The 11,819-nt window shown below is 28.7% G+C and carries 11 protein-coding genes and 2 pseudogenes; 11 read left to right on the top strand and 2 right to left on the bottom strand.

All coding sequences use genetic code 11. The features are described 5' to 3' along the window. The 6 genes and pseudogenes from ABCP60_RS14935 to ABCP60_RS14910 all read left to right on the top strand — a co-directional run. Positions 1 to 282 (top strand): annotated as a pseudogene (locus ABCP60_RS14935) (protein translocase); the annotation flags it as partial. A gap of 172 nt (positions 283 to 454) precedes the next feature. Then, the gene (locus ABCP60_RS14930; RefSeq protein WP_092922396.1) at positions 455 to 835 is read left to right on the top strand and encodes a hypothetical protein; all 381 of its coding nucleotides are present in this window, start codon (positions 455 to 457) and stop codon (positions 833 to 835) included. Between the two features lie 4 nt (positions 836 to 839). Then, positions 840 to 1,157, top strand: a complete 318-nt coding sequence (locus ABCP60_RS14925; protein ID WP_195238076.1) for a hypothetical protein — start codon at positions 840 to 842, stop codon at positions 1,155 to 1,157. A 90-nt stretch (positions 1,158 to 1,247) separates the two neighbouring features. After that, positions 1,248 to 2,840, top strand: a complete 1,593-nt coding sequence (locus tag ABCP60_RS14920; RefSeq protein ID WP_271893338.1) for an FAD-dependent protein — start codon at positions 1,248 to 1,250, stop codon at positions 2,838 to 2,840. 298 nt (positions 2,841 to 3,138) lie between these two features. Then, entirely contained in the window at positions 3,139 to 4,485 is a 1,347-nt protein-coding gene (locus tag ABCP60_RS14915; protein WP_343102052.1) for a glucose-6-phosphate isomerase, read from the top strand. 193 nt (positions 4,486 to 4,678) lie between these two features. After that, on the top strand, positions 4,679 to 5,755 hold the full coding sequence (locus ABCP60_RS14910; RefSeq protein WP_092922408.1) for a trypsin-like peptidase domain-containing protein: 1,077 nt from the start codon (positions 4,679 to 4,681) through the stop codon (positions 5,753 to 5,755). 61 nt (positions 5,756 to 5,816) lie between these two features. Here ABCP60_RS14910 and feoB read toward each other — a convergent pair whose 3' ends face one another. Beyond that, entirely contained in the window at positions 5,817 to 7,751 is a 1,935-nt protein-coding gene (gene feoB, locus ABCP60_RS14905) for a ferrous iron transport protein B (RefSeq protein WP_166504699.1), read from the bottom strand. Positions 7,752 to 7,763: 12 nt separating this feature from the next. After that, complete coding sequence (locus ABCP60_RS14900) at positions 7,764 to 7,982, bottom strand: ferrous iron transport protein A (protein ID WP_166504700.1); 219 nt, start codon at positions 7,980 to 7,982, stop codon at positions 7,764 to 7,766. Positions 7,983 to 8,213: 231 nt separating this feature from the next. Here ABCP60_RS14900 and ABCP60_RS14895 point away from each other — a divergent pair, with 231 nt between their 5' ends. The 5 genes and pseudogenes from ABCP60_RS14895 to ABCP60_RS14875 form a co-directional block, all read left to right on the top strand. Continuing rightward, positions 8,214 to 8,378 (top strand): aspartyl-phosphate phosphatase Spo0E family protein, encoded by a 165-nt coding sequence (locus tag ABCP60_RS14895; protein WP_092922417.1) that lies wholly within the window; start codon positions 8,214 to 8,216, stop codon positions 8,376 to 8,378. A 137-nt stretch (positions 8,379 to 8,515) separates the two neighbouring features. Then, positions 8,516 to 9,361, top strand: coding sequence for a mechanosensitive ion channel family protein (locus tag ABCP60_RS14890; RefSeq protein WP_166504701.1), 846 nt, complete (start codon positions 8,516 to 8,518; stop codon positions 9,359 to 9,361). 50 nt (positions 9,362 to 9,411) lie between these two features. After that, positions 9,412 to 10,071 (top strand): MgtC/SapB family protein, encoded by a 660-nt coding sequence (locus tag ABCP60_RS14885; RefSeq protein WP_092922423.1) that lies wholly within the window; start codon positions 9,412 to 9,414, stop codon positions 10,069 to 10,071. 48 nt (positions 10,072 to 10,119) lie between these two features. Beyond that, a complete protein-coding gene (locus ABCP60_RS14880; RefSeq protein WP_166504702.1) occupies positions 10,120 to 10,965 on the top strand; it encodes a DegV family protein in 846 nt (281 codons plus the stop codon). Positions 10,966 to 11,091: 126 nt separating this feature from the next. Further along, positions 11,092 to 11,819: pseudogene (locus ABCP60_RS14875) on the top strand (oligoendopeptidase F); the annotation flags it as partial.

The following is an 11,819-nucleotide window of genomic DNA, read 5'->3' as shown; positions in this document are numbered from 1 at the left end:
GCTTTAACTTCTGAAGAAGGACAAGAAGATGATTGTAAAGTATGTTCTGTCCTTAGACAAAATGTTGAAGCTGAGCATATAGATGCTTGTGTATCATTCTGGAAAGAGTATACAAAAACAAACTCAGATGTTAAAGGATCTGAAAATGGATGGGCAGCTGCTGTTGAATACCACATAAAGAAAAATGCTGGAGAAAGTATAACACAAGCTCAAATATCTAAGAAGTATGAAATAAGCCCTAGTACATTAGGAAAAAGATATAAAGATCTTAAAGTATCTTAATAAAAAGCATAAACTAAAATTTTAGGAATTATATTTAAATATAATTCCTAAAATTTTATTCAAAAATATAAATATATCTGTATAAATTTTATATTTTTTATTAAAAAAGGTTTTAATATGTTCAAATAATGTATAAAATAAAGATATAAAATATACAGAAAGAGGTACATGTATGAGTCTTAAGTTAGGAAGCGCAATTGCCGTATCAACAAATTACATAAAATCTAATCCAGCAGTTCCTGTGTATAATGGAGAAGAAAATCCAAATAACCTTTATGCGGTTATTTATCATATAGAAATAGGATATAATGAATCTAGTGTTCAAAAAACTAAACAATATATAATAATAGATTATAAGGAATTTGACTTATCTCAAGATAAGAAAAATGAATTAATAGAAATAGGAAAAGAATACTGTAAAAATAAAGGGATATCTGAAAATGATGAATTACAAATAGCTCTTTTAGATGATAATGAAGAAGCTGAAATATTCTTAGAGAAAATATTCAACAATATGAAGGTTATAAGAGGACTTATAACTAAAAAGGACTAACAATATGAATTTAGCAGGTATAGAAGAAATAACACCTTTTGAAGGTGTAGCAGAATTTAAAATTTATAAATACGACGATAGAATAGACTTAAGTGATAAAGAACAATTTATATGTGATCTAAAATTAGTTAGTATTAAAGTTAATCCTATTTATGTAGAGAGAATAGGTAAATCAATGGATATGTTAGCTTTAGTAAAAAATTTAAACCCAAAATTAGAAAAATCAAGTATAAAAGAAGATATAAAAGAGTTTATATTAGATGAAATTTGGGAAGAAGGTCTAGAAAAAGAGAATATAGATGTAATATTTATAGAAAGCTAGGTATATACCCTAGCTTTTATAATGTTTTTAATGTATTTTTAGATATAAAGTAAAAATACAAACTATTAAGATGTAAATAGGAGGAAAACTATGTTAAGAATATCTAATTTAAAAATAAGCATAAATGAAGATATATCAGTATTAAAGAAACTTATATTAAAAAAATTGAAAATAAAAGAAAAAGACCTTATAAAGTATACTATATATAAAGAATCTATAGATGCAAGAAGAGGAAAGATTGATTTTGTATACACTGTAGATGTAGACGTTAAAAATGAAGAAAAATTAATAAAAGCTAATATAAAAGATGTAATAAAATTAAAAGAGACAAGATATATAGGTGTTCAAACAGGAGAAGCAAAATTAAAGAATAGACCTGTAATAATAGGTAGTGGTCCAGCTGGATTATTTGCAGCACTTTTATTAGCACAAAGAGGATATAATCCACTTCTTTTAGAAAGAGGGCTAGACGTAGACCAAAGAACTAAAGATATATATAATTTTTGGACTAACAGAAAGTTTAAAAATAATTCAAATGTACAATTTGGGGAAGGGGGAGCAGGAACTTTCTCAGATGGTAAGCTTACTACAAGGATAAAGGATATAAGATGTAGAAAAGTTCTAGAAGAGCTTGTTAATTTTGGTTCTCCAAATGAAATATTATACTCTCATAAGCCACATGTAGGAACAGATATATTAAAAGGCGTAGTTAAGAATATAAGAAATGAAATAATAAGACTTGGCGGGGAAGTTAAGTTTGATGCTAAGGTTACAGATATTGAAATTGAAAATGGAGAAATAAAATCAGTAGTAATAAATGATGTAGAAAAAATAGAGTCAGAAGTCATAATACTTGCAATAGGCCATAGTGCAAGGGATACTTATAAAATGTTAAATAAAAGAGGTGTAAAAATAATTCAAAAACCTTTTGCTATAGGGGCAAGAATTGAGCATCCTCAAGAATTAATAAACAAGTCTCAGTACAAAGAATATTATAATCATCCTAGATTAGGTGCAGCAGACTATAGACTGATAGATCACGCATCAAATGGTAGAACTGCATATACATTCTGTATGTGCCCAGGAGGGACTGTAATAGCCTCAGCATCTAATGAATTTGAAGTAGTGACAAATGGTATGAGTGAACATGCAAGAGACCAAGTAAATGCCAATAGTGCTTTCTTAGTAAATGTACTTCCAGAAGACTTTGGAAGCGATGATCCATTAGCAGGAGTATATTTCCAAGAAAAATATGAAAGGTTAGCTTATGAATTAGGTGGAAAAAATTATAATGCTCCAGCTCAACTTGTAGGAGATTTTATAAATGATAAAGTATCTACATCATTAGGCAGTGTAGAACCATCATATAAGCCAGGAATAGAATTTGTAGATTTAAGAGAATGTCTTCCGGAGTTTGTAACTACGACTATGAAAGAATCATTAATTTCTTTAGATAAAAGATTAAATGGATTTGCTATGCATGATGCAGTTTTAACAGGTGTAGAAACTAGATCATCAGCTCCTATAAGAATAGTTAGAGATGAGGAAACTTTAGAGTCTGTAAATGTTAAAAATCTATATCCATGTGGAGAAGGTGCAGGATATGCAGGTGGTATAGTTACAGCTGCAGTAGATGGAATAAAGTGTGCAGAAAAAATTATAATGAAATATTCGAATATATAAGTAAAAATACTATGAACTAGAATTTAATTAGTTCATAGTATTTTTTTATAGATAAATAGAATTTATTATAAATTATGGTTAAAATTTTAACGATTGATAATTATTAAACTGTAAAATTATTAAAAAAATACATAAATATAATAGTATAAATAATGAATAAATAGAAATTATACTAAGATTGTAAAATATGATTATAATATGTATATGAATAAATAATTTACTTGTTATTTTTTTATTAATGTAATCTATATTTTATGTTATAATTTCATTATACTAAAAAAAGAAGAGAGGTACGTTTATGGGAACTATAAAGTTTGATTATAGTAAGGCATTAGGTTTTTTTAAACAACATGAAATCGATTGTATGCAAACGTATGTAGATGCAGCACACCGTATGATACATGAAAAAACTGGTTTAGGAAATGATTTTTTAGGATGGGTAGAACTTCCAAATAATTATGATAAAGAAGAGTTTTCTAGAATAAAAAAAGCAGCCGACAAGATAACGTCAGATTCAGATGTATTGCTAGTTATAGGTATAGGGGGTTCTTACCTTGGAGCTAGAGCAGCAATTGAAATGGTAAGTCATTCTTTTAGAAACAATTTAGAAAGAGAAGATAGAAAATCTCCTCAAATATATTATGTAGGGAATAATATAAGTTCAACATATATGATGGACTTATTAGATGTTATAAAAGATAAAGAGGTATCTATAAATGTAATATCTAAATCAGGTACAACAACAGAGCCTGCTATTGCATTTAGAATATTTAAAGATTTCTTAGAAAAGAAATATGGAAAAGAAGAAGCAAGTAAAAGAATATATGCAACAACAGATGCTAAAAAAGGTGCTTTAAGACAATTAGCAAATGAAGAAGGATACGAGACATTTATAATACCTGATGATGTGGGTGGTCGTTTCTCTGTATTAACACCAGTAGGATTATTACCTATAGCTTGTGCAGGTCTTGATATAGATGCAATGATGAAGGGTGCTCAAGATGCATCACAAGAGTTTAAAGCATCAGATTTAAAAACTAACTACAGTTATCAGTATGCAGTTGTCAGAAATATTTTACATAGAAAAGGCAAAGATGTAGAAATGCTAGTTAACTATGAGCCACAATTACATTATGTAGCTGAGTGGTGGAAGCAATTATATGGAGAAAGTGAAGGAAAAGATAACAAAGGAATATTCCCAGCATCAGTAGACTTTTCAACAGATTTACACTCAATGGGTCAATATATTCAAGAAGGAAAAAGAATATTATTTGAAACTGTTCTTAATGTAGAAAAGTCAAAGAGAAATATAACTATAGAAGAAGCTGATGTAGATTTAGATGGATTAAATTATCTGGCAGGTAAAACAGTGGACTTCGTTAATAAAAAAGCGTTTGAAGGTACAATGCTTGCTCATACAGATGGACAAGTTCCTAACTTAATAATAAATATACCTCAATTAGATGAATATAACTTTGGATATCTTGTTTACTTCTTTGAAAAGGCATGTGCATTAAGTGGATACTTATTAGGGGTAAATCCATTTAATCAACCAGGAGTTGAAGCATATAAGAAAAATATGTTTGCTCTTTTAGGCAAGCCAGGATTTGAAAAAGAAAAAGAAGAATTAGAAAAAAGACTTTAATCAGTTAAGGTTAAGTTAAGAATATAGTAATATAATAAAATCATCAGTAAATAGTTATCTATCTACTGATGATTTCTTTTTATCTATTGAATCGAAAGTATATAGGTATTAAGAATATTATAGAGTTAAAAGTATAAACAATATAAAGTAAGTAAAAACTAAATATTATGATTAATATATGGGAGGTATTTATATGTCAAATAAGAAAGGCATAGGATTGATAGTAATAGTTTGTATAATAACTGGGGTATTAAGTAGTTTATTCACAGTAGTATTGATGAAAAATAACTTAGTAAGTTCAACAAAAGAAAATTCTACACAAATAGTTGTGAATAATAAGGGGAAAAGTCAAAATGTGTATCATGCCGTAACTGATAAAGCAATGCCATCAGTAGTAGGAATTACAACAACAACGATAGATAATAATAATATTTTTGCTATACCTACACAAAGCCAAGGGGTTGGTACAGGTGTAATAGTTGATGCAAATGGATACATATTAACAAATTCGCATGTTGTTTCAGATGGTAAAGCATCAGATGTTAATGTACTTTTCAATGATGGATCTACATCACAAGGAAAAGTATTATGGAATGACTCTAATTTAGATTTAGCAATGGTTAAGGTAGATAAAAAAGGGTTAACTCCAGCAGAATTAGGAAATAGTGATGATGTTAGAACTGGAGATATATCAATAGCTATAGGTAATCCATTAGGTCTTGAGTTCCAAAAGAGTGTTACACAAGGTATAATAAGTGGATTAGATAGAACTATCAAAACAGAAAAATCTAACATGACAGGGCTTATGCAAACAGATGCTAGTATAAATCCAGGAAATAGTGGAGGACCATTATTAAATGAAAAAGGTCAAGTAATAGGTATAAACACAGCTAAGGCATCACAGGCAGAAGGTTTAGGATTTGCAATACCTATAAATACAGCAAAACCAATAGTAGAACAAATAATAAAAAATGGTAACTTTGAAAAAGTTACTTTAGGAATAAGTGGAGCAGACTTACAAATGTTTGAAGCATCAACAGGAACTGATTTAGCAGCAGAAGATGGCGTATATGTAGTAGAAGTTATGGACAACAGTGCAGCTAAAAAGGCAGGTATACAAGCAGGAGATGTTATTGTTAAAGTTGGAAATGATAAAGTAAGTACAATGTCAGATTTAAATAAAGCTTTATATCAATATTCTTTAGGGGATAAATCTGAAATTACAGTAAATAGAGGTGGAAAAGAAGTAAAATTACAAGTTAATTTTTAATAAATAAAGGGTGAATCTAAGATTCACCCTTTATATTTTTATACTAAATTATATTTAATTTCTATTTAGCTTTACTTTTAACTTGTGATGGACAAGATCCGCTACTAGCGCATCCAGAGCATCCACTACAACCAGAAGATACATTTTTAGAAGTAAACTTTCTAAATATGAATATAACTGATATAGCTATTATTAATCCACCAACTGCAAGTTCCGCAATTGAGCTACCAGATTCTACTGCAAATAAAGTTCCTCCGATTATTCTAACTATAAATGCACCAATCCATGCAATTACAAATTGATATATAAATGATATCCACATCATTTTGCTTCCGTACTCTTTTTTCATTGTAGCAAGAGCTGCAATACAAGGAGTATATAATGATGTAAACACTAAGAATCCATATGCACTAAGGGCAGTGAATACTGTTGGTAAAACAACCTTTAAATCACCATAAAGTACACCCATAGTATTAACAACTATTTCTTTAGCTCCAAGACCTGTAAGTATAGATACAGCAGCTTTCCAATCACCAAATCCTAATGGTGCAAATATAGGAGCTATTAAATGTCCTGCATAAGCTAAGAAACTGTTATTTAAATCTGGTGTATATCCACTGAAGTTAAATGATGATAAAACCCAAATTACAACTGACATTGCAAACATAACAGTAATTACTTTAGTTAAGAATCCTTTTGATTTACTCCAAGCATTTTTAAATAAAGAACCTATAGTAGGTAATTTATACTCAGGAAGTTCTAGTATAAAAGGTTCAACTTCTGCATTAAAAGCAGTTTTATTTAATATAAAAGCTATTATTATAGCTACTACAATTCCTAATAAATAAAGAGATAAAGTAACTAATGCAGCATTTTTAGGGAAGAATATACCAACAAATAATGCATATATAGGTAATCTAGCACTACAAGTCATAAGTGGAGCTATAAGCGCTGTTACTTTTCTATCTTTTTCGCTTTCTAATGTTCTAGTTGCCATTATAGCAGGAGAAGAACATCCAAATCCCATAACCATAGGTATAAATGCTTTACCAGATAGGCCAACTTTTCTCATTATGTTATCCATTAAGAAAGCTGTTCTTGACATATAACCACTATCTTCTAAGAATGACATACCAAAGAATAAAGCAAATACTAGAGGGAAGAAAGGTAAAGTACCTCCAACACCACCAATTATACCGTCTATAATTAATGATCTAAACCAAGGACTAGCATTAGCTAATAAAACATCAGCAGGGCCTGCTACATATGTTTCTATTAAACCACCTAATCCTTCTTGTAAAGGACCTCCAACCCAATCAAATGTAAATTTGAATAATAACATTAGTGCGGCTATAAATATAGGGTAAGCTAAAACAGGATTTAATACAAACTTATCTATTTTATCAGTGATAGTTTTTTTATTGTTATGAGGTAGATTACAACATCTACTTAATATATCTTCTATTTCTTTATAAGTTTCACTTTCAGATCCGAAATTAGTCTTAAAATTAGGTTTATTGTTAGCGACTTTTCTTATAGCAGGAGCTATTTTATCAGTTCCTTCTTTCTTTTTAGCTATTATAGGAATTACTGTCATATTAAGTTCTCTAGATAGTTTATCCACATCTATATGAATTCCTTTAGCCTCAGCTACATCCACCATATTAAGAAGAAGTATTATAGGCTTTTTAAATTCCATAAGTTGAGTTGTTAAGTAAAGGTTTCTAGATAAACTAGATGCATCAACTACATTTACTATAACATCTACATTTCCTTCTTCTAAAAATCTCTTTGATACTTTTTCTTCATTAGAGAAAGTATCCATAGCATAAATACCAGGTAAGTCTACTATATTAATATCTTTTTCTAAAATACCTTCTTTTTTATCTATAGTAACTCCAGGCCAGTTACCAACGTGTTGGTTAGCACCTGTAAGCAGATTGAAAACCGTAGTTTTACCAACGTTAGGGTTTCCAAGTAACGCAACGTTAATCATTTTATCACTTCCTTATTTTAATGTAATGTTTTTAGCGTCAGACTTTCTTATAGCAAGATCTAATCCTCTAAATCTAACTACTATAGGGTCTCCTAAAGGAGCAACTTTTTTTACTTCTATTTCCGTATTATTTATACATCCTAAAGCTAATAATCTCTTAGCTAATTTTTCGTTTCCATTTATATTATTAATAGTACCTCTTTGACCTACTTTTAAATCGTAAACAGTCATTTTTATACCTCCTAATGAAATTCATTATCACTTAAATTGTATCAATAATGATTTTGATTGTCAACTAATAACTAATATTTAAGAATAAATATTTTCGTACAGTAAGAAAACTGATGAAATAAAATTAAATTGGTTAAAAAATAACGTTTTACCGCTATAATATTGACAAATAATGGTTTTATTTGTTATTATATAATTGAAATTATATAAATTTGTAATAGTGGTGATGATATGGCTAATGGTGAGTTAGAAGCATTAAAAAAAGAAATAGAAGCACTAAGAGATGAGATTAATACTTATATAGAATATCCAGAGATATTTAAAGAAGAGATAGTCGATACGAGTAATAAGATAGATATATTAATAAATAAGTATATGAATTTGAGTAATAAGTAACCCACATTAAAGTGGGTTTTTTTATACTCAAAAATCATATGTTCATCCTTAATATTGTATATGTTTAGTACAAAGTGAGAATATTAAATAATTATATGATTTAATAACAAAATTAATTTGTAAGGATGATATTTATTATGATAGGTAGTTTTTTAAGATCAATAGCAATTATAGCAGCATCATATTCAATATTGAAACTTATACAATATAGTCTTAACAAGATATGTAAAATAACTAAATTTGATGTAAGATACGAAAATACCCTTTGTAGCGTATTATCATCAATTTCTTATTACATCATATTCTTGACAAGTACAGTTCTCATATTAAGGGAATTTCAAATAGTGGATATAACTAAATTTGGGACATTAGTTACTGGTGCTAGTATAGTAGGTATACTAGCAGGGGTTGCATCTCAAAGTATATTAAAAGATATATTTAATGGATTTTTTGTATTATTTGAAAAGCAAATGCAAGTAGGAGATTTTGTAATAATAAATGAAACTTTTAGAGGAACTATAGAAGAAATAGGAGTTAGAAGCACTAGTTTAAGGGATTGGGATTTAAAAAGAATTACTATTCCAAATGGTAGTATAAGTAGCATAAGAAATTTTAGCAAGGAGAGAATGAGGGTTGTAGTACATGTAAGGGTACCTTATGAAGAGGATCCAATGAAGGTGCTAGAATCTTTAGAAGAAGTATGCAATATAATGAATGAACAATATAAAAATTATCTATTTAAATTACCATCAGGTAAACCTAAAGGTCCTTTTAATGTATATGGAGTAACAGATATAGAAGATAGTCCAGTGGGAGCAAAATATACAATAACAGGTATAGTATATTCTTATAAGTATTTTAATGCACTTAGAGATACTAAATTACAGATACTTATTGTATTTAGAAATAACAAAGTACGAATAGCTTACCCGACACATATAAATATATTACACAACGATAATGAATATAGAGGAGATTTTTAGAGTATAAATATTTCTTATATATTGTTTATATGAAATAGGGGGGGATTTGAGTGGCAGACCATAAAGAAGTGATTCTGAGGTTACTTATAGCGTTAGTTATAGGGGGGCTAACAGGGCTTGAAAGAGAAAAGTCACATCAATTTGCAGGATTTAGAACACACATCTTAGTATCTGTTGGCTCATGTATAACAGCAATAACATCTTTGTATTTATTTTTTGATTATAGAGAATATGCTAATGTTGATCCTGCAAGATTAACTGCACAGGTATTATCAGGAATTGGTTTTTTAGGTGCAGGTGCTATACTAAAAACCTCAAATGGAATAAGAGGATTAACGACTGCCGCAGGTATATGGGCAACTGCATGTATTGGTATAACAATAGGGTATGGATATTATGTCTTAAGTATAAGTGCTTGGCTATTTGTTATGATAACACTATACATATTGAAGAATATAGACAAAATACTTTTTAGAAAAAAATATACTATTTTTAATGTTGTTATAGATAACATGGGAAGTATATCTATGCTATATTCAATCTTTAAAAAATCTCAAATAGAAGTTAAAAGTATTGATATAGAAGCTGAGGGAGAATCCCTTTGGAAATTGAGCTTTTTTCTAGTTCATGATAGAAGAATAATAGTAGATGAGTTAGTAAAAGAATTGAATATGTTAAAAAATATAATAAGTGTAGATTATTTACACTAAAATAATATAGAATAAGTATAATTAAAAATTTAGGTTGAGGTGTATAAATTGACAAAAAAAATAAGAATAATAACAGATGGATCATGCGATTTTCCACAGGAAGTATTAGATAGAGCAAGACCAGATGTAGTAGGAATAAATGTAGCTTTTGGAGAAGATAGTTATATAGGGGGAATTGATATAGATTCTGAAACTTTCTATAAAAAAATGAAAGAAAGTAAAGAATTACCTAAAACTTCAAGTCCATCTCCAGATAGATTTTTAGAGCTTTATAAAGGTGATGATGAAGAGCTTTTAGTATTTACATTAACTTCTAAGCTATCTAGCACTTATAATAATGCTGTTTTAGCTAAAGAAATGTACTTAGAAGAAAATCCATATAAAAGAATTGAAGTTATAGATAGTGCAAGTGGGTCTATTGGGGTTGCATCAATGATATTAAAATGCAGCGAACTTATAGATGCTGGTAAAAATATGGATGAAATACTAGAGCACATAGAAAGATACAAAGAAGAAATTGTATTCTTTGGAGCTTTAGAAACATTAGAAAATGCAATAAAAGGTGGTAGAATAAACAAAGTTGCTGGAAAGATAATAAATGCATTAAACTTTAAAGTTATAATAAAAATAGAAGATGGTCTTGTTAAACCTATAGACAAAGCAAGAGGCGGAAGTAATAGTATAAAAAAAGCCTTAGAGTATGTAGAAAACAATGTAGGACACCAAGATGAAAAAACAGTTATAATAGGTCATGCTAATTGTATAGATAAAGCAGAAAAAATAAAGAGCATAGTAGAAGGAAATCTAAACTTCAAAGAAGTATTAATAGCAGAGATAGGTCCTATAATGGGAACGTTCACATCTGAAGGTGCTATATTAGTATCTGTTTTATAGTATATATTAGGTAATATTTACTCAAAATATTAGTATAAAAATTTTTACATTAATAGTGTAATAAGAATATTAGATTTAAGAACCATAAACTCTAGATAAAAATTAATATATTAAAGGAGAAAATCTATGGGATTAGATAGAAGTAAAATAGAAGATAAATTCAAATGGAATTTAGAGCAGATGTATAAGAATAAAGATGCAGTAGAAAAAGACATAAGTAAGGTTAAAGAACTTATACAAAAGGCTAAAGAATACAAAGGAAAGCTAGCAGAGAGTTTTGAGAATTTATATAACGCACTAAATATATCAGAACAAGCATCAAGACTTTTACAAAACTTATATGTATATACTCATATGAAGCAACATGAGGATACAAGAATAAATGAAAATCAAGGTTTAGCTACAAAAACAGATATGTTAGCTACTGAATTATCTACAGCTACATCTTATATGGTACCTGAAATAATAGCCATAGAAGAGGAGAAGTTAAAAGAATTTATGAAGGATGAAAAATTATCTTTCTATGAAAAACATATAAAAGAAATTTTAAGAGAAAAGCCACATACATTAAGTGAATCAGAAGAAGAAATATTAGCTGCAGCATCTGACATAACTAAAGTATCAGAAGATGTATATGATATGTTTTCTTTTGCAGACTTAGAATTTCCAGAAATAGAAGATGAAGAAGGTAATAAGGTTAAACTTACACACTCTAATTACTCTGTATTTTTAAAGAGTAAGAATCCTAGAGTTAGAAAAGATGCTTTTGAAGCTATGTACTTAGTATATGGTAAATATAAAAATACATTTGCATCAACGTTATATGGAGGCATAAAGTCAGAAATATTCTACTC

The organism is Romboutsia sp. MSSM.1001216sp_RTP31141st1_G3_RTP31141_220114, assembly GCF_039031195.1.
Classification (GTDB): domain Bacteria; phylum Bacillota; class Clostridia; order Peptostreptococcales; family Peptostreptococcaceae; genus Romboutsia_C; species Romboutsia_C hominis.
Note: the sequence above shows the minus strand (reverse complement) of the source record. Positions and strands in the feature narration are given on the sequence as shown.